The sequence below is a fragment of the Ignavibacteriales bacterium genome, assembly GCA_016709765.1.
In the GTDB taxonomy this organism is placed as follows: Bacteria; Bacteroidota; Ignavibacteria; order Ignavibacteriales; family Ignavibacteriaceae; genus IGN3.
In genome coordinates, this window is record JADJMD010000013.1 from 116,878 (window position 1) to 143,205 (window position 26,328).

Below are 26,328 nucleotides of genomic sequence, written 5' to 3' on the forward strand. Positions count from 1 at the left end.
AATATAAATGCTAATCCACAATTGTATTCTTCATTTATTTTTCTTAAGTAGTGGTTAAATCTTTTGAGGATATTATGGAAATATCGCGCGAACAACTAATTCAACAAAAAAAACTACAGCTTAAAATTATTGATTTAGCATTGGGTATTTTAGTTGGAATGCTTTACGGTTATGCAATCAATAATCTAGTAGTAGGAGTCGTAATTGGAATTGGAGTCGGTTTGTTTAAATGGATAAACAGCATCCCGTTTTGGGGAGTATTTATATTAACAATTGTTTATTGGTTCATAATAATTTTTATTAGATAGGCAAAGGGTTTTTATGGAAGACAAACAAAAACCAGAAATTGGTTCAATAACATGGTGTGATTTAACTGTTTCAAATGCAGAAGAGGTCAAGGATTTTTATTCAAAAGTTGTTGGGTGGCAGGCTGAAGGTTTATCTATGGGCGATTATGAGGATTTTACAATGATAGCGCCCGAAAGTGGTAAAGTTGCTGCTGGCGTTTGTCATGCAAAAGGATCAAATGCTAAACTACCACCGCAATGGTTACTGTACATTACTGTTGAGGATGTTGATAAAAGTGCTGAGTCTTGCGTTCAACTTGGTGGAAAAATTATTATCGAGCCAAAAAATATGGCCGGCTACGGAAGATATTGTGTGATTCAAGATCCTGCGGGTGCTGTTTGTGCTTTGTTTAAACCGGAGTAGATCAACATTCGTTAAAATAAACCCAATTCATTAAAAGAATTGGGTTTATTAAATGTGAATTTTATTTACATAATCCAACTTCAATCAAACATTTCTTAATTCGTTCGTAAGTTTTTTTAATATCATTATCCAAACCAATTGAAATACGGACTAATCCTTCACTCAATCCCATTGCTTTTCTTTCTTCTTCTGGAATTTCTGATGAAGTGCTGTGACCAGGTGAAGAAAATAAAGTTTTAAAATAACCAAGACTCACAGCAAGATAACCAACTTTTTCTAGCTGCATATTAGCCATAAGTTCATTTGCTTTTTCAGTTGTAGTTGCATCAATTGCTAACATTCCCCCGTATCCAAATCCTTCATTCATAATTTCATTTAAAAGATTGTATCCGTTGTGTGATTTTAGTCCTGGATAAAAAACTTTACAACCCATTTTTTCAAAATTTTCTGCAAGATATTGGGCATTCTCACTATGCTTTTTAATTCTTATGTGAAGCGAGTGAATATTCTTCATTATTGACGCAGCGCGATAACTATCAAGAACAGGTCCTAATAACATAGCAGCTCCGGAATTTATATCAGTTAACTGAGCAATAAATTCTTTAGTACTACAAACACAGCCTGCGACACAATCACTTGTACCATTTATAAATTTAGTTAAGCTGTGAACAACAATGTGTGCCCCTAAACGGATTGGTGAAATGATAATCGGGCTGAATGTATTATCCACCATAAGTTTAATGTTATTTTGATTAGCAATTTCAGAAAGTTTTGGAATATCAGCAATTTCTAACAGTGGATTACTGACAGATTCACAATAAATAACTTTTGTTTTATCTGTAACCGAAGATTTAACTGCATCCAAATCTTGTGTATTTACAAACTTTACACTTATTCCAAACTTTGGTAAAAAATTTTTAAAAAATGCATATGTGCCGCCATAGATAGTTCTGCTTGATATAATCTCATCACCGGCGCTGCATAGTTGCAGAATAGCACAACTAATTGCACCCATTCCAGATGCAGTTACAATTGCGTCTTCGGAATCTTCTAACTTTGCAAGTGCTTGAGCCAGATATTTGTTTGTTGGATTCCAATGACGTGAGTATAAAAAACATCCTTCAATTTCATGATCAAAAAGGTCATTCATCGTTTGTGGATTTAAAAAAGTATAAGTTGATGAATCGGTAATAGACGGATTAACATCTCCATATTCTCCAAATACTAAATAATCCTGTATTTCACTGCTAGGATCGTAATGATGCATAATATTTCTCCCTATAATTTTCTTAAATATGTTTTAGGTTTACAAACTGAGTTCTTATTATTTTGGATACAACAATAAAAATATTTCTATTACTAAATTAACACTAGTTTTTAGAATAAATCACACAATTAAATAATACTACAATGAACGAAAAACTACTTGCCGCAGAAAAATCAATTGAATTTATTAAAGATGAAATGACTATTGGACTTGGTACCGGTTCCACAGTGTTCTTTTTAGTAAATAAACTTGCAGAATTGGTTAAAGATGGTCTTCAAGTAAATTGTGTCTCTACATCAAATCAAACGAGCGAGCTTGCAAAAAGTTTGGGAATTAAAATTTTAAATCTAAATGAGGTTGATAAAATTGATCTTACAATTGACGGAGCTGATGAAGTTGATGCAGAATTAAACGGAATTAAAGGCGGCGGTGGTGCATTGTTGTTTGAAAAGATAGTTTCAGCATCATCGGAAAAAGTTATATGGATTGTAGATTCATCAAAGTTTGTTAAAAAGCTTGGTAAATTTCCACTCCCAGTTGAAGTTATCTCTGTTGGATCTAATCACTTAATAAAAATATTTGAACAACTTGGTTACAAGCCTAAGGTAAGAAAAAATGGAATTGATGTTTTTAAAACAGATTCGAATAATTTAATTATAGATCTTCATTTAAATGAAATTGAAAATTCCATAAAATTGGAACGAGAAATTAAACTTATTCCTGGAGTCGTTGAAGTTGGATTATTCAACAACATTGCAAATATGGTTATCGTAGGTAAAGAAAACTCTACTGAAATTTTCAGAAGAGATTAAATTAAATCAGAACGAATAGTTTATTTATCCGCGCCCAATTTTTTTAATTCCTGAGATACTTTTCTTGAATTGAGGAATCCAAAAGCTAAAAGTGCAACCAAAAACAATAAAACGCCGATTTCTGTAAAGCCCATTACGAATAGTCCTTTCTTATTAAAATTTAAGAAAAAATTGCAAGCTTAGTGCCACTTGAATTATCGTAAAAGGACTTAAAAAAGTTTAATGAGATCTAAAATAAAAGGTAAAATAAATTATTGAGGTAATTATTACATGCAATAATTTTCGTACCTATAAAAAAGGTCTTTAATCGTTTTCTTTGCTTTCCTGAAAATTCTTTAACATTCGCCATAAAGTAGTTCTTCCTATTCCCAATTCTTCAGCTACTTTGGTTTTATTCCAGTGATGTTTTTCAAGAAGTTTTACAAGCTGTGGTGGGTTATCATTTTTTATTTCTATCACATTTTCACTATGCTGTAAAACTGCATTATTTCTAAAGGATGATGGCAAACTATTTAATGCAATATTTTTATTATCCTTACTTCTAACTATCAGATATTCGATTGCATTTTCTAGTTCCCGAACATTGCCGGGCCAACTATAATTCATAAAAACTTCAAGTGCATCATCATCAATATCATTAATTTCCTTCTTATAGATTTTTGAGTAGTCTTCAATAAAATGTTTTATGAGATATGGAATGTCTTCCCTTCTGTCTCGTAACGCCGGAACATAAATTGGAATTACATTTAATCTGTAAAAAAGATCTTCTCTCAGTTTACCATCCTCGAGCGCTTTTTTGATATTAATATTAGTTGCCGATATAACTCGCACATCAGTTTTACGTGTAACTGATTCTCCAACTCTTTCAAAGGTTCCTTCCTGCAAAATTCTTAACAATTGTATTTGTGTTTGCAGAGGCATTTCAGCAACTTCATCCAAAAAAAGCGTTCCGCCATTAGCCAACTCAAATCTGCCCGGTCTATCTTTAAATGCATCCGTAAATGCACCTTTAACGTGCCCAAATAATTCGCTAGCTAATAGATTTTGTGGAAATACAGAACAATTAACTTTTAAAAATTGTTTGCCTTTTCTTAAACTTGTTTCCTGAATTGCATTTGCAACTAATTCTTTTCCGGTTCCCGATTCACCTTGAATTAAAACAGTTGCATCAGATTCAGCAATTTCCTGAATCAAGCTAAAGATTTCTTGCATTGATTTGCTATGTCCAATTATCCCAAAGTAGTTTGATGGTGAAATTACATCACGTCTAAGTTTCATCAATTCAGAAAGATCGCGAAAAGAAATAACGCCACCTACAGGTTCGCTATCGCTATTTTTTAGAATAGCGGCGTTTAATCGTATTGGTTTTCTTGTTCCTGTTTTAACTTCTATACTCGAATTATAATCATAAATATCATTTCCAGATTCAAGAACCAATCCTATTGGGCATTGTGTTTGACAAAGTTCACATTTAAATACATACTTGCAAAACTCCCCAATCACTTCTTCTTTACTAAACCCAGTGATTAATTCCGCAGCGCGGTTAAAAAAGTTGATTTTAAAATTTTTATCAACCGTTAAAACGCCTTCAGCAAGTGAGTTTAATATTTCTTCGTTAAATTTTTTTTCCATACCGTAACTAATATAAATATTTACTGATTTATCAACTTAAAAAAAAAATCGTCGTTCATTCTAATTTATAAATAAAGCTTTTATCACAATTTAACTTATCGAAAAACTTTAGATAACTATCAAGATCTGTTTGGCATTTAAAGCAATTACATTTTTGCTTTTCAAGTTCATGAATTCTAAACAGTAGTTCTGCGTATACTTTGACCCAGAATTCCGGATCATTTTCTTGGATTTCTTTCCTAAATAATTGCGATCTAAAATTCCTCTTTTTCATACCATACAAACGTATGTAATATTGAAGAAAATGTAAAGAAAAGAAACAGATATTAAATCAAACTAATTTTGATGCTCTTTTCTTAAAAGATCGTTCACTTCTTTTACCGGATTAAAGGTACCTATTGGAACTTCCACAAAAATTGTTATCCAATTAGCCATACCGCCGTTCCATAAACCGGGTAATTCCAAGGCTTTAAGTTCAATTCCGTCTTTAGATTTTTTTGTAATTATTCCGCTATGATGATCTACAAAATTGCGCAAATCAAAATTATTCCCCTTATAATCTTTAACTCCACAAACTAAATCAACGGGATTAAAATGTGTTGAATTCTTAAAAATATTTTTTTGATTTTCATCAGTCATATCAATTTGAACTTGTTCGATAATTTGAAGTGAAGAACTTCCATTATCTTCATTCACCCAAAATGGCCCACCGCCAGGTTCTCCAACATTTTTAACCATACCACAAACCCTTATAGGACGATTTAATTTATCAAACAAAAACTTTCGCTTTTGACCATCATCCCAACTAAAAAAATCTTTCGACATTGTTATAAATAAAAATTCCTCTGCAAACTTCATCATCTCATCAAAACTATATTTAGCAAAATCTTTTTGATTTAAAGAATTCAAAAATTCAAAAACTTTATTTTGAATTTTTACCAAGTAGCCTGTTAATAGTTTTTTGAAAAGTATTGTATCATTATTTAGGTTTTCCGTTGAGATATTGTCAATATTTTTTATAATAACGATATCAGCATTCAGATCATTTAAATTTTCGATCAAGGCTCCATGTCCGCCAGGTCTTCGTATTGGGATACCGGATTTATCAAACAGAATCTTGTTAGAGAGATCAACAGCAATTGTGTTAGTAGATTTTTTTTGATAAGAATGCGTTACATTAATCTTAAATTCTTTTTTACTCAGTTTTGATTTTAAATCACTTATAATTTTTTTAAATAGATCTGTATGTTCTTCAGAAATTGTAAAATGGATTTTTACATTTTGTTCTTTATCAGTAGCATAATTAAAGGCTTCAAAAATTTGCTCTTCAAAAGCAGTTCTACACTCCGTTTTATAACAATGAAAATTAATCGCACCTTTTGGTTTTGAGGAATAACCTAATCCGGTTTCAAACAAAACCGCTTTTACTATTTCCTTAGGGAAATTATTAACTAATTTTTTAATTTTAACTTCATCGGCATTTAAAACAGCTTTTAAATTTTCATAAAAAGAAAACTTATTTAGATTTGTTAAAAAATCATAAACCGATTTACATTCATTATCATATTCAATTTTTGATTTGATATCGTTTAAAGAAAAATTATTAAACCTGATTAAGACGGATTGAAGCTTATGAAACATTCGTGAAGCCGCACCGGAAGCTGGAACAAACTTAATTATCCTGCTCTCAGCAGAAGCGGAATTAAAAAAATTTAGCAGTTCATCAAACTCATCGAGATTTAGTTTAACAATTCCGTCTCCAAGAGTACACGGTTTTTCTAATTGCGGAATCTTAACACCATTTTCAAATAAATCTAACTGTTCTTTTATAGCTGATAATAATATATGTTCATTATCAACTGAAGCTAAATAGTTTTTAATTTTTATTAATTCTAATTCGTTTTTATTCATAATAATTAACTTTTAAGAAAGAGAAATACTAATGGCAGGGATTAACCCCAGCTTTATACTTACAGTTTTTAATTTAATTGAACCTATTTTTATTTTTTCAGCAAAATCACTTGCCTTAAACAAACTATTTAAAATGATGAAGGCAATTTTACTTTCAGAAATATGTGCATTAATCTCTTTTCTTTTTGTTTCATCAATCATACCAAGAAAATAAAATGAGATTGAAATATCAGGTGGAATTGTAAGAGATGCATTAAAACTGTTCAGTTCATATCCAGCATCAGCGAATAGTGATTTATATTTTTCAATTATTTCTAATATTTCAACAATTTTTTCAGAACCTTTTTGCTTGAATTGATTAATAATCTCTTCTTTGTCATCATCCACTAAATGTTCTGTAAAATCAATTGATTTTTCTTTTAAAGATTGTGCCGCAGCCTTGGCTTTGTCTAAAATATTTTCGCTCATCGTTAACTTTCTAATTTTTAGTTATTATTGATAAAAAAAAGCACAGAATGAATTTTATCCTGTGCTTAAAAATACGAATAATAAAAAAAACTATTTAGATTTGCCGCCAATAAAACTGTAAACAAAACCAGCCAACACCGCGCCAATAATAGGAGCAACCCAGAATAACCACAATTGTGATATTGCCCATCCGCCAACAAATAATGCTGGTCCTGTACTTCTTGCAGGATTAACAGAAGTATTTGTAACAGGAATACTTATTAAATGGATTAAAGTTAGTCCTAATCCTATTGCAATTGGTGCAAACCCTTTTGGCGCTCTTTCATCAGTTGCGCCCAAAATTATCATAAGAAACATAAAAGTCATCACAACTTCGCTAACAAATCCTGAAGTTAATGAGTAACCACCTGGTGAGTGATCGCTATACCCATTGGATGCAAAGCCTGCACTTAAATCAAAACCAAGCTGACCGCTTGCAATTAAATACAAAACACCCGCACCGGCAATAGCGCCAAGCACTTGTGAAATTATATATGGCAAAATTTCTGAAGCTTTAAATCTTCCGCCTGCCCATAAGCCGATAGTTACTGCCGGATTAAGATGACATCCTGAAATATGCCCGATAGCAAAAGCCATTGTTAAAACTGTTAAACCAAAGGCCAGAGCAACACCAACGAAACCAATACCAAGACTGGGAAAAGCAGCAGCAAGAACTGCGCTTCCACAACCACCAAGTACCAACCAGAATGTTCCGATAAACTCGGCTGCAAGTTTTTTTGAATCCATTTGCCCTCCTGAATAAATGAAATAGAAAGAACCTTTAATTTTTGTACCAAAAAGAGTAGTCTTTTAATAGATAACAATAAACAATATAAAAAGAATTAAATTATTAGTTTCTGAAAATTTAATTCTTCAATATATAATTAAATTATTTATCTTGAACATAAGATATTTAATTGAAAACCTCAAACACTATTTACCTTTAAGTTTTTAATATAAGTCGAGATGATTTAAATCTTTATTATTTGATTTTCTATTTTTGATATATGAAAAAACAGCCTTCTAAAAAAAATAATTCATATAAACCTGACTGGACTCCCCAAAATGCGGGTGAAGGATTTGCTGTACGAGTTGTCAAAGGAATACAAAGTTCAAGTTCAGATGTAGGTTCTAGCAAAAAGGAAAAAGATTTGAAACGCCAGCATCTATCTATTGATGATTATGTTAATGGTGTTTTAAATTTTGATAGAAATATTCTGGCTCGTGCTATTACATTAATTGAAAGCAATAATCCAACTCATCATGATAATGCACAAGAAGTATTAAAGAAGCTGCTTCCCTATTCCGGAAAATCTTTAAGAATTGGAATTACAGGAGTTCCCGGGGCAGGCAAAAGCACACTGATTGAAGCACTAGGCATGTATCTAATAGATCAAGGACACAAAGTTGCCGTTCTTACTGTTGATCCGAGCAGCATCGTAAATAAGGGAAGTATTCTCGGAGATAAAACAAGAATGGAAAATCTTTCTAAAGAAAAAAATTGTTTTATTCGTCCTTCACCTTCTGGTGGAAATCTTGGTGGAGTAACAAGAAAAAGTCGCGAAACAATTACTGCATGCGAAGCCGCAGGATTTGATATTATCCTTATTGAAACAGTTGGCGTTGGACAAAGCGAAGTTACCGTGCGTTCTATGGTGGATTTTTTTCTGCTTGTTTTAATTGCAGGCGCAGGTGATGAACTGCAGGGAATTAAACGTGGCATAATGGAATTGACCGATGCAATCCTTATCAACAAAGCAGATGGCGATAATGAGAAGAAAGCTAACATTGCAAGATCAGATTATAACAATGCTCTGCATTATCTGCAGCCTGCAACAAAAGGATGGACATCACAAGCATTCTGTGGATCTGCGCTAACGGGAAAAGGAATTCCTGAACTTTGGGATGTGATTAAGAAATTTGAAAAGACTATTAAACAATCCGGAATATTTGAACAACGAAGAAAAGATCAATCTATTGAATGGGTTTTTAGAATGGTGGAAGACACTTTACGCGATGAGTTTTATAATGATGAAAAAGTTCAACAAGCAATAGCATCAATTAAACAAGAAATACTAAAAGATAAAATAACACCAACGCTCGCCGCAGAAAAATTGCTTAAGATTTTCAAATCATAAAATATGAGGCTGTCTAAAAAGTGTCATTCCGAATTTATTTCGGAATCTAACGGTGCGATTTTGAATTAAATTTAGATCCTGAAACGAGTTCAGGGTTACAAAACAACCCTTTTGAGACAGCCTCATAAATTAATTTTATTTCATCAGTATCATCTTTCGGCTTTCAAGAAAATCTCCTGCTTGAATTGAGTAGATATAAACTCCGCTTGATAATTTGCTTGCATCAAACTGAACATCATATGTACCCACCTCTTTTTGTTCATTAACCAATGTTACTATTTCTTTTCCAAGTAAATCATAAATTTTTAATGAAACGTTACTTCGATGAGCAATATTGTATGTTATCCTGGTAGATGGATTAAATGGATTTGGATAATTCTGCAGTAAGGCAAACTTTTCCGGAACAATCTGATCATCTTCTTCAACATCAGTTGGAGTTGTGACCATCCAGTTATCAATTATAAAATCATAATTTGCATAAGATGCTGCGGCATTAAAACGATAAGGTCTTCCGGCAATAAAAATAAAATTGCCTTCATCCTGTTTGTTTAATCTAAATCCTGCATAAAAAGCATTTGCGGTTAGATCATCAAAAATTGGAACTGCTTCTGAATTTACATCAAAGGAAACTAAATGTACAAGATTATTAACGCCCGTTGAGGGCATCGTAACCAATCCAGAATCTAGTGCGACAAGATCTGTTACCTGCAAATCACCTGTAACAGCAGAAACGCCGCAATAAGTTCTAAGTTGAGTATCAAAAAAACTACCGGCTAATCTTGTTGCCAAGAGAAAATTTCCACCATTTTGTACATAATCAATTACCTGTGCAGGAATAAAGAATGCTAAATCGCCACTAAAATTATTTCCTATCCAAATTACCTTATCATAAAGATTTAATACTGAGGTAGGAATATCACGGTTAAATAAATGTGTAGTTTGAAAAGATGAATTTGCTCTATAATTAAATCCTTGATCACCAAATAAATCCCAAACATCAACATTATGATTACCAATACAAGCAGAACTACTATAGAACGCCTGCATTTCAGGAATATAAGTTGCATTTGAGTAATCGATTCCATTTACTACTAAAATATCAGCAGAATTTGTTAATCCGTAAATATAATTTTCTAAAGTGCGTATGTATTGATTGATACCATCACTAACTGTTAAAGAAACTGTATATGTTCCTTCAGTTGTAAAAGTATAAGTTGGATTAGGTTCTTGAGAATCAGGGTTTCCGTCATTGTCAAAATCCCAGGACCAAGATGTAATTGATGTAGAATCTGTCGCAGAAGAATAATCTTCAAAAGTAACTTCAAATGGTAATGCGCCTAAATTTTCAGTAACCTGGAATGCAGCGTTTAGATTATTAGACAGTTCAACGTCCGCGGTAGCTGATTGATAAACAAGTTTATTAGCATCACTTTGGATAAAGGCTACGACTGAAAGCGCTGTTATATCAACCTCTTGCAAAAATTGTGCATTTGGGATAAAGGAAAATTCGTATTCAACAGAATCACCTGCAACAGGAATCTGAATTAAAGTTCCTTTTCCGTCTGGCAGCATTTTACGAGTTACATTGTGAAATAAAATTTCACCATTGTTACAGCAGGTTAAACAAGTTCTATCGACTGTTAATTCTGTAAGAGCAACTCTTAGTTTGGTATTATTAAAAGTTGTATTGTCAGAAGAATCCCTGGTTATAATAACTTTTACATTAATAACATTGTTAGAAAATCTAACCGGAATTATTTCAATCTTAAATGGAGAGTAAGATGCATTTCCGGAATTAACAGCTCCTTCAAGAGCTGCCTGACTAACTGAAATGGTCGTACCGTTTACATCAATCCACGGGACTGAGTTAACACCATAATATCCTCGCCTAGCGTTATTATCAGCAGCATTTAGTATATGCATTGGGTCTGTTGGTGAAGGCCAATCAACATTGTATATAACATGGGTTATTGAACGTGAGTTGATTAGATTTGCAGTTGTACCATTATACCATGCATTATTAGCTGTAGCACAAGGGCCGCAGGAACAATTTGTAAATCTTTCAACTAGAGAAAGTTTATCATATGCTAAACCTGAGCCAAAAAAACCTAATATAAAAAACAGTAAATATAGTCGTTTCATTACAGTTACTCCATTATTCATTAAACATTGAATAGCTAGAAGTAATTTGCAAAGAAATTAGTTAGTTGTCAAATAAAAACTGTTGCTTAATGAGAAAAATTAAAATACATCCATTCCATCTTCAATGCTTGGTTTTTTATCGCGATCTTTATTTCCGTTTCCCGGGCTTAATCTGTATGATATTCCAAGAAACGCTACACGTGATTCCATTTTTCTGTAAGATGTAGAAAAGAAATTAATTCCATTTGTTTCAGAATCCATTTTACGTGTGTTAAAAATATCGCTAACTCTAAAGGTTACAGAAAGCTGCCCATCCAAAAAATCTTTTTTAGCAGCAAAATCTGTTGTAAACACTTCTTTAATTCTGCCCTGCGCCGTAACAATTGGAGAATTATAATTAGCATTTATCTGCAGATTAAAATCTTTTGAAAGAAAAATCATGGTGGAGAGTTTGGCAATCCAGCTAAAATCTTCTTTAACAAGCTCCGGCTCTTCAAACTTTGTATTAAAATATGAAAAGCTGCCGTTTAATCTAAACCACTCAAACAAAGGATGCACGGCGGTTAATTCTATCCCATAAGAAGTGCTTTTAGAAAGATTGCGCCACGTGGTTTCCGTAACTCCATCGTCTCTTAAAAAGTATAATTATCTATCGCGTCATCAGTAAGTTTGTAAAAGAATGATGATGTTAGTGAAGTTTTACCAAAGAATTTTGAATATCCAAGATCAATCGAATTAACAAACTCGGGATTTAATTCCGGATTACCATATTGAATATTTAAAGAATCTGATCGATCCACATAAGGATTTAACCTTCTGTTATTTGGGCGCTCAACTCTTCTACTGTAACTTAATTGTATTTCCTGATCCTCGGGTAAACCTTGCACCAAATGTATTGTTGGATAAAGAGCAAAATAATTTTTGTTAAATGATGTTGTAGTAATGCTTTCCTTCCCATCAACATTAGCTTGTTCTGCACGTAATCCAATTTGATATTGAAATTTATTAATGTTGTTAGAGTAAATTCCATACACTGCGTAAATCTGTTCTTTATAATTAAAATCAGTTTTTCTCAAAGGATCATCAATCCACACCGAAGAACTTTGATTAAAATCTTGATAATCATTTTTTGAATTTAAATTTTTAAAAGTGGTTTTAAACCCTGTTTCTATTCGTCCAAATCCTTCTATGGGATTTACATAATTAGATTGTAAAGTTAACTGTTTATTAGAGTTGCTTGATAAACCTTTTTGTTTGGATTCTCTGATTGGAATTAGATTTATATCAAAATTGGTTTGTGTAATTTCCTCATCCCTGTTCATTGCAAAATCCCCAACTATTACATCCGCAGTCAACTCATTACCTTTTGTTTCAGAGGTTCTTCTATAACTTAAAGTATAATTGCTTCCTCCCATATTTCTATCAGCAACACTGCTGCGATTAAAAACATCAATAATTTGATTTATGGAATTTAAGTTTGTGTTTTTAACAAATCCATCGCTGTCAAATCCAAATTTTCTGTAACGATAAGAAAACGTGAATGTGTTAAAATCATCATATAGATAATCTAATCCCGCATTTACATTATTAGAATTAAATTTGAACAATCCGTTATTTGCCTGATCCAAATAAGAAATTGTATTTGCGATGTTGTTTGTTCTTAATGAATTTCCCTCGTTTTCATTATTCATGATTCGTGAATCAAAGGCAGTGAAGAAATTAAAATATGGCGTTCTGTAATTCAGATTTATTGATCCATTATATTTATCACGAGTACCAACATTTAGACTAACGCTTCCATTTAATCCGCCATTAATTCTTTTCTTTAAAATGATGTTTAGGATTCCCGATGAACCATCCGGATCGTAGCGTGCAGATGGATTGGTAACAAGTTCAATGGATTCTATAGAACTGGCGGGAATGCTGTTTAAAATATCGCTGTTACTTGAACCAACTAATTCACTTGGTTTGCCATCCACTAAAATTGTTATGTTTTGATTGCCTCTAAAACTTACATTGCCATCAAGATCAACTGTTACGGAGGGTATGTTTCCCACAACATCAACTGCTGAACCGCCTGTGCTGGTTAAATCTTTTTCAACATTAATAATTTTTTTATCAAGGTTGTTAATCACCATTTCTTTTTGTCCAGTTACAAGAATATTCCCAAGTTCAATTGATTCTTCATCAAGAAATATTTCTCCAAGATTAATTTCTAAAGATTTGGGATTAACACGTATGCTATCTATAAACTTAGTTGCATAGCCAATAAATGATGCTTTTAAATAATACATTCCGAATTGCAGATTACTGAGTGTAAATTTTCCCTCTTTATCCGAAATAGTTCCGGTTGCCATGGAAGAATCTTTAGTTAGATATAAAACAATATTACCATATTCAATAATTTGATTTGTCTGAGCATCGAACAAAGAGCCAAATATTTTCCCGGTTGGCATGTTGCCGTTTTGGTTATTTCTTCCTCTAGGATTCTGGGAAAAAGAATTTGAAGTAAACATCAAACTAATTACTAAAATAATTAAGGCTTGTATTTTCATTATTGGTTGATCTCTCAAACTGGATTTATTATTAAAACAATTGATAACTAGTAAACTGCAAAATTAGACAAAAGATTCCCTAAGATGGTTTAATTTTTTGTATGAGAAATAGTTAAAAAGCACTTCCTATTAGAGGAGGTGCTCTATTAGAGGATTCAAGTTTAATTGTGATTAGGAACTCATCTTTAACCAGCCAATAACTTCTGACCATTTGGGCTTTTTACCTGTAAGTAAAATTCCTATGCGGTATATCTTGCCTGCTAATTTAAATATTCCAATTAAAACTACAAGATTTATAACAACGGAAAGTAATATCTGCCAAATCGGAACCTCAACCAATATCATTCGTGCAGGCATAACAATTAAAGAAGAGAATGGAAATAGTGAAGCAATTTGCGCCAAAGAACTTTGTGCGTTTGATTCCATGCCAAGTGCAATAAAAAAGGGTATCATTATTAACATTAACAACGGCCAAACACCGGATTGTGCATCTTGAGGGTTATCAAAAATAGCGCCCACTGATGCATAAAGTGCAACATAACTGATTAATGCAATTGAATAGTTAAATAAGAAATAAAGTACAAATCCAAAATTCATTTGTGGCATAAATTCCGCTGGAATGAAAAACCAGCTTGTTGAAATAAGCAAAACCATCGGACTTAACCATATAGCCATTTGCAAAACCTGAACTATAACAGTCCCAATTATTTTTCCGGCCATAAGTTCTGTACTGCTTACAGAAGAAAGCAGTACTTCCACAATTTTATTACTTTTCTCTTCCACAACAGCATTCATTGTCATAGTGCCGGAGAATATTAATGCCATATAAAGAAGAAAAGAGAACAACACCATTGCAATTCTGTTTCCGTAGCCTTCTTCTGCAACCTTTTCATCGGATGAAACTCTGAAACCATTTATCTCAACATCTTTTCTAGCAAATTTTATTTCATCATCCGTTAAAAGTCTGCCGGCAAAATAAATCTCAACAAGAGTTTTATTAATAGATGGTTTTATCTTATAAAATAAAGAAGAGTTGCTTGGGTTTGATGAATAGTATTCAACGCCTTTTGATTGCAAAGAGGTTGATGGTATAAAAACAACACCTGTAATTCTTTGAGCTATAATATCAGGTTTAACTTCAATCAATTTAGAATTGAATTTTGGTAATTCAATTTTTTCAAATCGTGCAGTAAGATCACCAGATTTAAAAGAACTTGTTTGGAATATCTCATTTTGAAGTTTGTTTAAAATTTCATCGGAATCAGAAATCACAATTAAATCAGCTCTTTCCTCATCAGAAAGTGAATGAACCAAATACTGAATCGAAAATATTACAACCATAAATAAAGGTACAAGCAAAGTCATAAGAATAAATGATTTGCTAAAAAGCTTCATTTTAAGTTCGCGTTTTATAATTGCGAGTGTTCTTGTATTAAACATTTGCAACCTCTTTTCCTGCAAGCAAAACAAAAATTTCGTGCAGAGAAATTTCATCCACATTAAACTTTTTAATTGAAATATTATTTGCCATAAGTAATTTTAATAATTCCTGATCGGAGTTTTCATTTTTAAGTTTTATACCTGTTGTGTTTCCGTAATTTTCAATGCTTTCAACAATAGGGTGATTATTTAGAAAAGATATATTACCATTATAATTTAGACTTACATTCCTGCTTGCATATTTTTCTTTAATCTCAGTTAGTTTGCCATTTAGTATTATCTTACCCTTATCAATCATTGCAATAGAATCACACATCTTTTCTGCAAATTCCATTAGATGTGTTGAAAAGATTACAACTTTGCCTTTGTTTTTCATTTCAAGAATTATTTCTTTTAAAAGATTTGTATTGATAGGATCAAGCCCAGAAAAGGGTTCATCAAAAATTAAAAAATCAGGATCGTGAAGAACTGTACCAATAAATTGTATTTTCTGCTGATTCCCTTTTGAGAGGTCTTCAATCTTAGAATTTTTTCTATCCGCAAGATCAAACCTTTCTAAATATTGTAATGCTGATTTTGAAACGTCACTTCCCTTTTTACCTTTTAGTTCGGCAAGGAATAACAGCATATCCAATACTTTCATCTTTTTGTAAAGACCTCGCTCCTCAGGCAAATAGCCAACAGAATCTTTAAAATCCTGTTCAATCTTTGAACCTTTAAATAAAACTTCACCCTCATCAGGGAAGTAAATATTTAACATCATTCTAATTGTAGTAGTTTTTCCAGCACCGTTTCTGCCAATCAATCCAAACACAGAACCTTCCGAAACGGAAAATGATGCTTTATCAACGGCGGTAATTCCACTAAATCTTTTAGTAAGATTTTTAACTTCCAGTACATTCATTCTCAACTCTTAAATTAATTAAAGGTAAAATTACACAAATCATATCTAGCAGAGAATACCGTTTAAGTAAGAAAAGTTGCGATCAAATAAAAAAGCCCGAACATTTCTGAACGGGCTTAACCAACAACAATTTTTATAATATTTAAGTAACTTAATTTTCGTTTTGTCTTTTTCTAATAGTCAACCTTTATGCCAGAAAAAAGGTTATAAAAAATTCCAAAATAGCGTAATTTTAATATTTCGTATTGTTTCAGATTGATATTAATCTATAATTAAGTTCGACGCTTAATCAAATAATTTTACATTTGATTATTGTTATAACGCAAAGTCTTTTCTTATCTTTGCATCAAAGATTATGACAATGCTGATCATACTGCGGTAAGACATTTACAGTTTCTTATTAATTTAAAGAAGAAATTATGTTAAATATGTTAAAATTTTTCAAAATAATTTTTGTTTATTTTCTCTTATCACTCACAGTGATTTATCAATCTAATTCTCAAACTCCATCTACTGATAACAATTTTCTTTTACAAAATTTTATTTTATCACTTGAAGGTGGTTTAGCATATGGATCTTCCGACTATAAAAATGCGACACCCGGTCCTGCTTTTAGAGGCTCAATTGAATATTATCCAATAATTATTCAGAATTCCAGGCTTGGTGTTAAAGCATTTGCAGGTGGCTTAACCCTTAAATTTAATGATACAAGAAATTTAATTTCAAGTAACGATGGACTGCGTGATATCCCCGATCATATTTCAACGGACGGAATCCAAATAGGTTCTGGAATTAGTTTTGGTTATGCCTTTAATGATTATTTTATCCCTTCTATTACAGTGGGTGGTACATTTCTCAAATTCAGCCCAAAAGATTCAGATGGAAAAATACGCCCATTTAATAAGGCAGATGTCTATAAAAAAGAGATTATTAGTTTTTATTTTGAGGGTGAATTAAAGATTAAAATATCAGAAAGATTTAGCGTCAATACTCAATTGAGTTACTACCCAACATCCTCAGATTATTTGGATGATGTCTCTGCTTCAACAAATAATGATACATACCTAACCGGAATGTTAGGAATTTCATACGCGTTCACCGGCAACTTTGATTCTGATGGCGATGGAATAAAAGACAATGTAGATATATGTCCGGATTCTAAAGAAGATTTTGATGGGTTTGAAGATGAAGATGGTTGTCCTGATCCCGATAATGACAAAGATGGTATTTTAGATTTACAAGATAAATGTCCGGATCAAGCGGAAGATAAAGATGGATTTGAAGATTGGGATGGCTGCCCTGATCTTGATAACGACAAAGATGGTATTTGGGATGTAAATGATAATTGTCCGGATGAAGCAGAAGACATAGATGGCTTTCAGGATGAAGACGGCTGCCCCGACGTTGATAACGATGGTGATGGAATTCTCGATATAAACGACAAATGTCCTGATCAACCTGAAACAATAAATAATTTTGAAGATGGGGATGGCTGTCCTGATGCGGCACAGCAAGAAACTTTCTATCAATTTAACCTAAGGGGCGATGATACTTTTAATAATGGTTCGTCAAATTTAACGGAAGCTGCAAAACTTGTTCTTAATGAAATTGCCTTTTATATACAAAACCAGCCCAAAAGCAAATGGCGTATAGAGGGTCATATGGATAGTCAGGGATCTTCTTATACTATCAAAAAACTATCTTATGACAGAGCAAGATCTGCATATGATTATCTAATAACTCAGGGTGTTTTGGCAGATCAATTAGAAGTATACGGCTTAGGAGATTCATTCCCAATCGGTAATAACAATTCTGCAGAAGGAAGAAGTTCTAATAGAAGAATAATGATTATTAGAGAAGATTAATATTCTCAATAGTTAAATATTAGCCACTTGTATACATGTCGATAAACTTCCTAACAGAAGTTTTACTTGTAGTTTTTACCTTTCTTTGGTTCTTACCTCAAATTACAGCATTATTTCAAAACTTTTAATAAGGAATGAATATTGATAGTTTTAGGTCAAATTATTTTACTTTCAGAATAAAAGAAGTGTAAAAATGAGAGACTCCGCTTTCAGATTACATCAGGGTGAATGGGAAAATTCAGAAGCAACTGTTAAAAAATCTTCTGAATCAGGGAATGATAACAAGGGAATGATTAAAGCACGTTTGGGTTTTATTTATTTTGTTGTTCTTGTCTCCTCACTTATTGTGATTTTCACAAGATAAGATTTTAAAAGAAAAGCTATAAGGAATACTTATAGCTTTTTAATAACTTTTGCAGGTACACCGGCAACAACTGTGTTTGCTGGTACATCTTTGGTAACAACAGCCCCAGCTCCAACAATGGCGTTCTCGCCAACAGTAACACCACACAATATTGTAGATGATGAACCAACCGAAGCCCCATTTTTTATAAATGTTTCTACCACAGCCCAATCAGCTTCTGTTTGCATTGTCCCATCAGGATTTGCAGATCGAGGATATTTATCATTAATAAAGGTTACATTGTGCCCTATAAAAACATTATCCCCAATGTGAACACCTTCGCAGATAAATGTGTGTGAAGAAATTTTAGTGTTCTTACCAACTGAAGCATTTTTTTGTATTTCTACAAATGTTCCAATCTTTGAATTATCATCAATTGAACAACCATAAAGATTTACAAAATCAAAAATCTTAACGTCTTTACCCAGTTTTACATTGTTAATATTTTTCTTTTCCAAAATTGTTTCCGTGTTATTAGTTGAGTAATTAAAAGTGTACTAATTCCTGTATTTCAACAATTCTTCCCATACCTTTTAATGATTTATCACTTGCTTCCAATAGCTTTACAATTTCTAATCCGTCATACCCGTTTGTTAATGGCTGTCTGTTTTCCTTGATCGCATCCAAACATTCGCGTGCACCTAAAGCAAGTGCTTCTGTTTGATTAACTTTTGGAGAAAACATATCACCGATTCTGTACTGTACAAGAGCTTCATGTATTCCTTCAGGTGATTTAATATCAATTCCACTATCATAAACTTTTATCTTTTCAAAATTTTCCATATCATCATAAACTAACATTTTCTTTGAACCGCCAACAATCATTCTTCTTATCTTAACTGGTGAAATCCAATTAACATGAAAATGTGCAAAACAATTGTCTTCAAAATAAATGCTGATATGTGCAATGTTTTCTTTACCGTTAAAGTTTGCAATACCATTGGCGGAAATAGCTTTTGCCTTTTTGCCCAGAATAAATTGCATAATTGATAAATCGTGTGGAGCTAAATCCCAAATAACATTTACATCTCTCTGGAATAATCCAAGGTTAATTCTTTCAGAATCAAAGTAAAGAATGTTGCCAAGCTCACCTTTTTCAACAAGTTCTTTCATCTTAAGAACAGCGCCATTATATATAAAGGTGTGATCAACAAATATTTTAAGATTTCTAGCTTCAGCAATTTCTACGAGTTCTTCAGCTTCGGCAACACTTGCAGTAAAAGGTTTTTCTACCCAAATATGTTTTCCATTTTCAAGTGCTTTTTTTGCGATTGGATAATGTGTTGCAACAGGAGTAGCGATAACAATAAGTTCGCACTCACCTTTTAAAACACTTTCACAATCGTTAGAAACATGAACACTCGGAAATTTTTGCTTAATTACTTTTAGCCTGTCTTCTCTCATATCACAAGCAACTACTTTTTCAACATCAGGCTGCGATAAGAAATTTCTAACTAAATTTGGACCCCAGTATCCTAAACCTACTATTGCAACTTTCATTGTAAACCTTTTTAAATTTTATTTTGCTCCTCTTGAAAACAACATCACAGGAACTGTCTGGAAGATCAGTTGGATATCGAGCCAAGGGGACATATTATTTATATAATAGAGATCTAAAACTACACTTTCTTCATATGTAACTAAACTTCTTCCCCATACTTGCCATACGCCTGTACAACCTGGAATAACGCTTACTCTTCGTTTCTGCCACTCAGGGTAATTTTCAAATTCATAAGGCAGACAAGGTCTAGGCCCAACAAGACTCATATCCCCTTTGATAACATTGTACAATTGTGGTAACTCATCTAACGAAGTTTTTCTGATTATTTTACCAATCTTAGTAACTCGGTTTTCATTTATAACTTTTGTGTCTGAAGCATTTTTATCAGCACCATTTTTCATAAACTCGATCATTTTCTTTTTTCGATCTTCATCTTCACCGTCTATCTGTTTCATCGATCTGAACTTATAAAAACTAAATTCCTTTCCATCTTTACCTATTCTTGCCTGTTTAAAGAAAATTGGTCCTGGTGAAGACAACTTTACAAGAACAGCAATTAATGCAAAGAATGGTGATAGGATTAGTAAGCCGAATGAGGCTGTTATAACATCAGTAATTCGTTTAAGTCCAAGTGTAAAATTATCATTGTACTGTGGGGCAACATCAATAACCGGAATATCAGTATATTTTTCAGTTTTCAATCTTTGATTAACAACATCAAGCAAGTTTGATGTCATTCTGATAGGAACATTTAAAGTTTTACACTGATCAACAATATCAAAAAATCTTTCATAAGATTCGTTATCAACAGCTACTATAAGCTCATCAACTATCCTGGTTTTAACTATTTTAGGAAGATCTTCTAAATTTCCTAATACTTTTTTTCCGGCAACAACAAAATCACCGATATGTCTTTCTTCATCCACAAATCCAATTATGTTTAGTCCTAAAGGATTTTCGTACAGTAATTTAGTGGCTAGAAGTTTACCCGATTTACCATTACCAACAATAACTACATTCCGCTTAAAGCTTGTCTGACTAAGTTCAACAAATACCCATTTAAGTAATTCAACTCTTATTAAAAACAGCAATCCAACAGAAACAAGAAAGAAGAAAACAAAAAGTAATCTGGAATCAAGTATCATTCTTGAATCAAGAATAAAAGATAAAAGTACAATTTGTAATGAACTATAATAGATTGCTTTTAGAATGTGAGTAAAATGTGTTGACCTGTTTAATATAATATCTAATCTATACAAACCATTGTATTGAAAAATGAGTAGAATTATAAGAGAGATTGTAAAAATTAATAAAAGGATTCCTGGAATTGCTGCGTAGAATGAAAAGAAATTTGCAGTTGTATCATTTCTTAAAATGAATATTGATACTAAGAAGGAGAATAAAAGAATTGAAAAATCTGCAATTCCGAAAAAGTATTTGTATTTGTAATTTTTTTTCATAGATATAATTGAAATAGTTAAGTTCGGTTAAACTTTCCAGAATTATGCCATTCGCTAAAGTCCTGTTTTATAAGCGATTTAACACAAAACAGTTCAATTATTATATCAAAATGAGATAGAAAATAGACTAATTGAAATATGAGACAACTAAGAAGTTATTTTGCACTTGAAATAAATCTATATGCTGGAGAAAATAATAAAACAGCCCGAAATTATTAATAACTCGGGCCGTCTGTTAAATCCAGGTTAGATGATCTTATTTAAAGAATTCTTTAATTTTCCCAACAACATAATTAATTTGTTCATCATTCATTTCAGGGAACATCGGAAGCGATAACCCTGCCTCGGCAATTCTTTCACTATTTGGGAAATCACCTTTTTTATATCCTAATCCTTTAAAACATTCCTGCATATGAAGCGGAATTGGATAATGTAAACCAACATTAACTCCCTGCTGAGTTAAGAAATCCTTTAACTTATCTCTAAGTTGATTACTTGCTTCAAAACTTCCATCATTTAATTGTATAACATATAAATGATAGACGTGTTTTGCATAACTCATTTCTTTTGGTGTTATAACTTTTCCCAACCCTTTTAGACCTTCATTATATTTAGCAGCTACTGCTCTTCTTGCATCAGTCCATTTACTTAAGTGTTTTAGTTTAACACCAAGAACAGCACCTTGAATGCCTTCCATTCTGTAATTATGTCCAAAAGAATCGTGATAATATTTTTGTGATTGTCCGTGTTCTCTCAATTTTTTTACACGGTTAAAAAGTGCTTCATCATTAGTTGTAACAGCTCCGCCTTCGCCATAAGCTCCAAGATTTTTTCCGGGATAATAACTGAAAGAAGCAGCTGCAGATAATCCGCCAATTGGCTTTCCTTTGTACTCCGCAAGATGTGCCTGAGCAGCATCTTCCACTAAAATAATTTTGTGTTTTTTTGCAATCTCTTTTAATGGATCAAGATCAGCACTTTGTCCGTATAGATGAACCGCGACAATAGCTTTTGTTTTACTTGTTATTGCTTCCTCAACCTTTGCCGGATCCATATTATAACTTTCCGGATGACAATCAACAAAAACAGGAGTAGCACCACAAAGAGTTGCGCCCCAAGCTGTTGCGATAAAAGTATTTGCAGGAATTATCACTTCATCCCCTGCTGCAATTCCCAAACCCCAAAGCACTAAATGATTTGCGTCTGTACCTGAACTTGTTCCCAGACAATACTTTACATCCTGCGCAGCGGCAAAATCTTTTTCAAAATTTTGTACAGATGCACCTAATATATAGGCTGTATTATCCAGAACATTCTGAATAGCAGAATCAACTTCTGATTTTATTGAATTGTAATTTGCCTTAAGGTCCAAAAAAGGAATATTCATTTTTTCTCCATTAGATTTTATTAAGTCGTAAAAAAGATATTAATTGTTCTTATTTGCAGATACGGTTTATTACTTAAAAAAAAATTTATTTTTTAATTTATTCCCTAATATCTTGTCGCTGATTAGTCGGTGACAACCAAGTGTGTTTTTATTATTCTTTGCTGTTACTCCTGACTCTAACTTAGACCTATGTTTATTACAATCGTTTTACTGGTCCAAGGCTAGAATTCTATATATTACAATTTAACTACAACTTTAATGTTAAAATTTTTTTTTGATCCAATATTCATTCATTATTTAAAACAATTGCTAATTTTAGCAGAGGAACTTCTGAGATTTAATTTTATAATCTGTTCAATCATAGAATCTAGCGAATAGGACCTAGTCCAGGATGATTTCAATTTGTCTCCATCTGATATAAATCCAGGATCGATCACGTCTGGACTTAGATCCCGATATTCGGCATTAAGCTTTCGTTGACTTATCTCTTCAAATCTTTCAGAGATATACTCGTTTAATAGCCCATCACCAACAAGAAGGTAATTTGCCTTATCACCAATCAATGCAGAATTAATTATCAGGTCAATTGCTTCGTCTATATATAAAATATTTGAAATATGTTCTTTGTTAACCCAAATTTTTTTATTATTAAATGCGCTGTTAAAAAGCTGGGTTAACAACTGTGTTGGCACTTCTCCAAAAGCTGCTATTGATCCTAATCTCAGGTTAACAACTCTTGTGATTGATTTGTGGAACAATGAATTGAAGTAATTTTCCGCTGTTACTTTCGAAATACCGTAAGGTGTTAATGGCTTAGGAAGAGTTAATGATGAAACTGGGTTTTCATTTAATTCGCTGAATATTTTAATTGTTGATATGTTTATAAATTTTTTTGGTTGTTTTTCTTTCAACCATTCCCAAAAGAATTCATGTAAGTAAATATTTGAATTTATCTCAAAAAGTAATTGTTCTGTAAATGATTTAGTCCGGTTAACCTGCCAGTGGAAATTGATAATATAATCTGGAACTTCAAGCTTGGTTATATCTTCTTTCTCAAAAATCCTGATAGGATTTACATAAGAATTCCATTCAATCCGTTTAGGATTTTCTGGATATCCTTGCAAGATTATAGGAATTACTGTAGCTTTCAACTCTTCCAGACGTTGGCAGATTTCTTTACCTAAACGACCGGTAGAGCCTGTAATCAGAAATTTTTTACCTTGTAAAATCTTTTACTCCCAACTTCTTAATACTTCTTGTTTTAATAGTTCTTCAGGAGAGTATGGAAGACTTTTAAACCAAGATATAGTCTTGCTTATACCCTCTTCAAGTGTGGTTTTGGGTAAGTAACCTGTCAGTTCTTCAAAGATAGAATTACCGCCCAGATGTCTCATAACATCACCGGGACGGGGTTCCTGTTTTTGAATATACACTTTAGGATCAAGTGAAAATTCATTACAAATTGCTTCAGCAATATTTCTTATTGTGGTTTCTTTACCTGTACAAATATTAATATTTTTGTTAAGACAGGAATTACTACTTGCAACATCCAATATCCCTCTCGCAGCATCTTCTACATAGATAAAGTCTCTTGTTTGATCACCTTCGCCAAAAATAACCAGAGGCTGTTGGTTCATTGCTCTTACAATCATCTTTGGAATCAATTCTCCCCTATATCCTTGCCAATGAGAATGCGGGCCATACATATTAAATGGTCTTACCGTGGTCCAGGGTAACCCATAAGTTCTTCCAAAACTGAAAGTATACATATCCTGAGCAACTTTTGATGCTGCATAAGGTGTTTCTGGTAGCAGTGGATGTTTTTCATCCATTGGAATATATTGAGCAGTTCCAAAAACTTCTGACGAAGAACAATTGACAAACAGTTCAATATTACTATCGCGAGCGACATTTAAACAATTTAGTGTCCCATCAACGATAACATCGTTTACTCTTTGTGGTTCTTTAATAGATTGTCGTAAATCAAGAACTGCAAAATGAAAGACTACCTGTCCATTTTCAAATGCTTTCTTTACGTTATTAATATTAGTTATATCACCTTTTATTACTCTAAGATTAGGATTGTCAGCAATTTCCTTTAAATGCAAATCTTTGCCGTGCGAGAAGTCATCCAATATTGTCACTTTGTTCCCCTTTTCTAGTAATAATCGAACTAAATGTGAACCAAGAAATCCAGCTCCGCCCGTAACAACAATATGTTTATTCTGCAAATTTATTTCTCCTTCTAATTAAGTAATGTATATTTATTCGCCAAAATTTTTTATAAACGCTCTTATTAAATATCAATTTATTTAGTATTAAACTTAGTATATCATTAATTAATAACAAATATAAATTCTAAATAATTTAAATATAAAAATGAATTAAAAAATTATGAAAAATTTCTTGTGAAAGAACTCCTTGATTTTAAAAGCAATGTATTCAATCTGCTCGTCTTTAAGTTCGGCGAACATAGGCAGAGATAAGCCAGATCGAGCTAAATCTTCCGTAATTGGAAAATCACCTTAATATTTTCCTGAGATAATTTTTTTAGTCTATTCATTATTTTTTGAAATGCAGCACAACAAGAATTGTGCTAATTAAATTTAGTCGCTTAGTAAGAAGTAAAAATAATTTAAAATGTGTAATGACTATACCAGAATTCATTTTTCATTATGAACTATCATATAACGGTAATATAATTCTACAATAGTTGTGATTGTGAATATACTTTTAAGTCATGTTATGATCCAAAATAAAAATAATTTTCTCATTTTAGTATTTTTTTTGTGAATTAATCTTTGAATAGTCATTACTTACCTGTTTTTGATGGCATGAATATTGTTTTTTAAGGTAATAAAAATTTTTAATTAGCAGTATAGTGCTTAATTTAAAGTCCAATGGGCGCATTCTACAGCATTGGTTGTTTTCGGCACTAGCTTTCCAACTTGAAATGAGAGTTTTGCATAGCTATTTGAACTATTTAATTATAACATTATTTTATATCATTAGTTTATTCTCTATTCATTTTTTAAATAAGAACCCTATATGAAAATAGTATTTTTTATTCTTTTTGCAACCCTTTGCGTATTTATAAGTCTAAATTCATATGCACAGAAAATAAGTCCAGGCGATGGAGTAAGAATAGCTTTTCTCGATATTGGAGATGTGATTACTGGCGATTATTATATTCAACCAAACGGTTTACTAAATTTACCACAAATTGGTATTATAAATACAACTAATAAAGATTTTAAGGAAATTAAATCAGAAATAGAATCTCGTTATGATTCGTTATATAGAGATCCTCATTTAAGTGTTAATGCATTATTTAGAATAAACATCCTTGGAGAGGTAACAAACCCCGGGTTTTATTATGTCTCCGACTCAGAGAAATTTACTGCAATACTAGCATTTGCTGGCGGACCAAGAGAGACTGCGGATTTAGGTGATATAGTGCTGATAAGAGACTTTGAAGCAATTGAGATTGATGTGGAAACAATAATTGAGAAAGGCAGAAATGCTTCGGACTTAGGATTGCAGTCCGGAGATCAAATATATGTCCCAAGAAGATGGTGGGCAGATAATTCGGGAGTGGTCACGACAATTATTTCCATTGTTGCACTTGCCATAACCACTTACGCAGTCTTTTTTCAATAAATAGTTCAAATTAGTATTAGGAAGAAAATCTTA

Annotated in this window: 22 protein-coding genes and 1 pseudogene; 7 read left to right on the top strand and 16 right to left on the bottom strand. The window is 32.3% G+C overall.

The features are described from left to right. Positions 1-74 precede the first annotated feature (74 nt). Both IPJ23_10300 and IPJ23_10305 read left to right on the top strand, forming a co-directional pair. The gene (locus IPJ23_10300) at positions 75-308 is read left to right on the top strand and encodes a hypothetical protein (GenBank protein MBK7631068.1); all 234 of its coding nucleotides are present in this window, start codon (positions 75-77) and stop codon (positions 306-308) included. Positions 309-321: 13 nt separating this feature from the next. After that, complete coding sequence (locus IPJ23_10305) at positions 322-711, top strand: VOC family protein (protein ID MBK7631069.1); 390 nt, start codon at positions 322-324, stop codon at positions 709-711. Positions 712-772: 61 nt separating this feature from the next. Here the strand turns inward: IPJ23_10305 and IPJ23_10310 are convergent, their stop codons facing one another. Beyond that, positions 773-1,978 carry an aminotransferase class I/II-fold pyridoxal phosphate-dependent enzyme gene (locus IPJ23_10310; protein ID MBK7631070.1) on the bottom strand — a complete coding sequence of 402 codons (1,206 nt, stop codon included), beginning with the start codon at positions 1,976-1,978 and terminating at the stop codon, positions 773-775. Between the two features lie 143 nt (positions 1,979-2,121). On the opposite strand from IPJ23_10310, the gene rpiA reads away from it, so the two are divergent. Then, entirely contained in the window at positions 2,122-2,790 is a 669-nt protein-coding gene (gene rpiA, locus IPJ23_10315; protein MBK7631071.1) for a ribose-5-phosphate isomerase RpiA, read from the top strand. A 303-nt stretch (positions 2,791-3,093) separates the two neighbouring features. On the opposite strand, the gene IPJ23_10320 is transcribed toward rpiA, so the two are convergent. The 4 genes from IPJ23_10320 to aqpZ all read right to left on the bottom strand — a co-directional run bounded on the left by IPJ23_10320 (position 3,094) and on the right by aqpZ (position 7,587). Next, complete coding sequence (locus tag IPJ23_10320; GenBank protein MBK7631072.1) at positions 3,094-4,422, bottom strand: sigma 54-interacting transcriptional regulator; 1,329 nt, start codon at positions 4,420-4,422, stop codon at positions 3,094-3,096. Between the two features lie 336 nt (positions 4,423-4,758). Next, positions 4,759-6,333 carry a DUF4301 family protein gene (locus IPJ23_10325; GenBank protein MBK7631073.1) on the bottom strand — a complete coding sequence of 525 codons (1,575 nt, stop codon included), beginning with the start codon at positions 6,331-6,333 and terminating at the stop codon, positions 4,759-4,761. Positions 6,334-6,345: 12 nt separating this feature from the next. After that, positions 6,346-6,801: a hypothetical protein gene (locus IPJ23_10330; protein MBK7631074.1), complete on the bottom strand. Its 456-nt coding sequence runs from the start codon at positions 6,799-6,801 to the stop codon at positions 6,346-6,348. 90 nt (positions 6,802-6,891) lie between these two features. Further along, on the bottom strand, positions 6,892-7,587 hold the full coding sequence (aqpZ, locus tag IPJ23_10335) for an aquaporin Z (GenBank protein MBK7631075.1): 696 nt from the start codon (positions 7,585-7,587) through the stop codon (positions 6,892-6,894). A gap of 260 nt (positions 7,588-7,847) precedes the next feature. On the opposite strand from aqpZ, the gene meaB reads away from it, so the two are divergent. Beyond that, positions 7,848-8,978, top strand: a complete 1,131-nt coding sequence (gene meaB, locus IPJ23_10340; GenBank protein MBK7631076.1) for a methylmalonyl Co-A mutase-associated GTPase MeaB — start codon at positions 7,848-7,850, stop codon at positions 8,976-8,978. Between the two features lie 135 nt (positions 8,979-9,113). Here meaB and IPJ23_10345 read toward each other — a convergent pair whose 3' ends face one another. From IPJ23_10345 to IPJ23_10365, 5 genes and pseudogenes are all read right to left on the bottom strand, one after another. Beyond that, entirely contained in the window at positions 9,114-11,120 is a 2,007-nt protein-coding gene (locus IPJ23_10345) for a PKD domain-containing protein (GenBank protein MBK7631077.1), read from the bottom strand. Positions 11,121-11,219: 99 nt separating this feature from the next. After that, positions 11,220-11,750: pseudogene (locus IPJ23_10350) on the bottom strand (TonB-dependent receptor family protein). A gap of 2 nt (positions 11,751-11,752) precedes the next feature. After that, positions 11,753-13,675, bottom strand: a complete 1,923-nt coding sequence (locus IPJ23_10355; protein ID MBK7631078.1) for a TonB-dependent receptor — start codon at positions 13,673-13,675, stop codon at positions 11,753-11,755. Positions 13,676-13,846: 171 nt separating this feature from the next. Continuing rightward, positions 13,847-15,115 (bottom strand): ABC transporter permease, encoded by a 1,269-nt coding sequence (locus IPJ23_10360; GenBank protein ID MBK7631079.1) that lies wholly within the window; start codon positions 15,113-15,115, stop codon positions 13,847-13,849. Continuing rightward, positions 15,108-16,019 (bottom strand): ATP-binding cassette domain-containing protein, encoded by a 912-nt coding sequence (locus IPJ23_10365; protein ID MBK7631080.1) that lies wholly within the window; start codon positions 16,017-16,019, stop codon positions 15,108-15,110. Before IPJ23_10365 ends, IPJ23_10360 begins: the two co-directional genes overlap by 8 nt. A gap of 419 nt (positions 16,020-16,438) precedes the next feature. Between IPJ23_10365 and IPJ23_10370 the strand changes: the two genes are divergently transcribed. After that, entirely contained in the window at positions 16,439-17,884 is a 1,446-nt protein-coding gene (locus tag IPJ23_10370; GenBank protein MBK7631081.1) for an OmpA family protein, read from the top strand. A 193-nt stretch (positions 17,885-18,077) separates the two neighbouring features. After that, a complete protein-coding gene (locus IPJ23_10375) occupies positions 18,078-18,248 on the top strand; it encodes a hypothetical protein (protein MBK7631082.1) in 171 nt (56 codons plus the stop codon). 29 nt (positions 18,249-18,277) lie between these two features. Here IPJ23_10375 and IPJ23_10380 read toward each other — a convergent pair whose 3' ends face one another. The 6 genes from IPJ23_10380 to IPJ23_10405 form a co-directional block, all read right to left on the bottom strand. Next, complete coding sequence (locus tag IPJ23_10380) at positions 18,278-18,745, bottom strand: N-acetyltransferase (protein MBK7631083.1); 468 nt, start codon at positions 18,743-18,745, stop codon at positions 18,278-18,280. Between the two features lie 28 nt (positions 18,746-18,773). After that, a complete protein-coding gene (locus IPJ23_10385) occupies positions 18,774-19,787 on the bottom strand; it encodes a Gfo/Idh/MocA family oxidoreductase (protein ID MBK7631084.1) in 1,014 nt (337 codons plus the stop codon). Positions 19,788-19,805: 18 nt separating this feature from the next. Then, positions 19,806-21,248, bottom strand: a complete 1,443-nt coding sequence (locus IPJ23_10390) for a sugar transferase (GenBank protein MBK7631085.1) — start codon at positions 21,246-21,248, stop codon at positions 19,806-19,808. A 256-nt stretch (positions 21,249-21,504) separates the two neighbouring features. Then, on the bottom strand, positions 21,505-22,635 hold the full coding sequence (locus IPJ23_10395; protein ID MBK7631086.1) for a DegT/DnrJ/EryC1/StrS family aminotransferase: 1,131 nt from the start codon (positions 22,633-22,635) through the stop codon (positions 21,505-21,507). Positions 22,636-22,928: 293 nt separating this feature from the next. After that, a complete protein-coding gene (locus tag IPJ23_10400) occupies positions 22,929-23,864 on the bottom strand; it encodes an NAD(P)-dependent oxidoreductase (GenBank protein MBK7631087.1) in 936 nt (311 codons plus the stop codon). 3 nt (positions 23,865-23,867) lie between these two features. Continuing rightward, positions 23,868-24,866 (bottom strand): GDP-mannose 4,6-dehydratase, encoded by a 999-nt coding sequence (locus tag IPJ23_10405; protein ID MBK7631088.1) that lies wholly within the window; start codon positions 24,864-24,866, stop codon positions 23,868-23,870. A gap of 817 nt (positions 24,867-25,683) precedes the next feature. Between IPJ23_10405 and IPJ23_10410 the strand changes: the two genes are divergently transcribed. Beyond that, positions 25,684-26,295 (top strand): polysaccharide biosynthesis/export family protein, encoded by a 612-nt coding sequence (locus IPJ23_10410; GenBank protein MBK7631089.1) that lies wholly within the window; start codon positions 25,684-25,686, stop codon positions 26,293-26,295. The last annotated feature ends 33 nt before the right edge of the window (positions 26,296-26,328 follow it).

What these genes read in the sequence shown, in the direction of transcription:
- IPJ23_10300 (MBK7631068.1), top strand. Translation starts at nt 75, where the DNA reads ATGGAAATATCGCGCGAACAACTAATTCAACAAAAAAAACTACAGCTT.
- IPJ23_10305 (MBK7631069.1), top strand. Translation starts at nt 322, where the DNA reads ATGGAAGACAAACAAAAACCAGAAATTGGTTCAATAACATGGTGTGAT.
- IPJ23_10310 (MBK7631070.1), bottom strand. Translation starts at nt 1,978, where the DNA reads ATGCATCATTACGATCCTAGCAGTGAAATACAGGATTATTTAGTATTT.
- rpiA (MBK7631071.1), top strand. Translation starts at nt 2,122, where the DNA reads ATGAACGAAAAACTACTTGCCGCAGAAAAATCAATTGAATTTATTAAA.
- IPJ23_10320 (MBK7631072.1), bottom strand. Translation starts at nt 4,422, where the DNA reads ATGGAAAAAAAATTTAACGAAGAAATATTAAACTCACTTGCTGAAGGC.
- IPJ23_10325 (MBK7631073.1), bottom strand. Translation starts at nt 6,333, where the DNA reads ATGAATAAAAACGAATTAGAATTAATAAAAATTAAAAACTATTTAGCT.
- IPJ23_10330 (MBK7631074.1), bottom strand. Translation starts at nt 6,801, where the DNA reads ATGAGCGAAAATATTTTAGACAAAGCCAAGGCTGCGGCACAATCTTTA.
- aqpZ (MBK7631075.1), bottom strand. Translation starts at nt 7,587, where the DNA reads ATGGATTCAAAAAAACTTGCAGCCGAGTTTATCGGAACATTCTGGTTG.
- meaB (MBK7631076.1), top strand. Translation starts at nt 7,848, where the DNA reads ATGAAAAAACAGCCTTCTAAAAAAAATAATTCATATAAACCTGACTGG.
- IPJ23_10345 (MBK7631077.1), bottom strand. Translation starts at nt 11,120, where the DNA reads ATGAAACGACTATATTTACTGTTTTTTATATTAGGTTTTTTTGGCTCA.
- IPJ23_10355 (MBK7631078.1), bottom strand. Translation starts at nt 13,675, where the DNA reads ATGAAAATACAAGCCTTAATTATTTTAGTAATTAGTTTGATGTTTACT.
- IPJ23_10360 (MBK7631079.1), bottom strand. Translation starts at nt 15,115, where the DNA reads ATGTTTAATACAAGAACACTCGCAATTATAAAACGCGAACTTAAAATG.
- IPJ23_10365 (MBK7631080.1), bottom strand. Translation starts at nt 16,019, where the DNA reads ATGAATGTACTGGAAGTTAAAAATCTTACTAAAAGATTTAGTGGAATT.
- IPJ23_10370 (MBK7631081.1), top strand. Translation starts at nt 16,439, where the DNA reads ATGTTAAATATGTTAAAATTTTTCAAAATAATTTTTGTTTATTTTCTC.
- IPJ23_10375 (MBK7631082.1), top strand. Translation starts at nt 18,078, where the DNA reads ATGAGAGACTCCGCTTTCAGATTACATCAGGGTGAATGGGAAAATTCA.
- IPJ23_10385 (MBK7631084.1), bottom strand. Translation starts at nt 19,787, where the DNA reads ATGAAAGTTGCAATAGTAGGTTTAGGATACTGGGGTCCAAATTTAGTT.
- IPJ23_10390 (MBK7631085.1), bottom strand. Translation starts at nt 21,248, where the DNA reads ATGAAAAAAAATTACAAATACAAATACTTTTTCGGAATTGCAGATTTT.
- IPJ23_10395 (MBK7631086.1), bottom strand. Translation starts at nt 22,635, where the DNA reads ATGAATATTCCTTTTTTGGACCTTAAGGCAAATTACAATTCAATAAAA.
- IPJ23_10410 (MBK7631089.1), top strand. Translation starts at nt 25,684, where the DNA reads ATGAAAATAGTATTTTTTATTCTTTTTGCAACCCTTTGCGTATTTATA.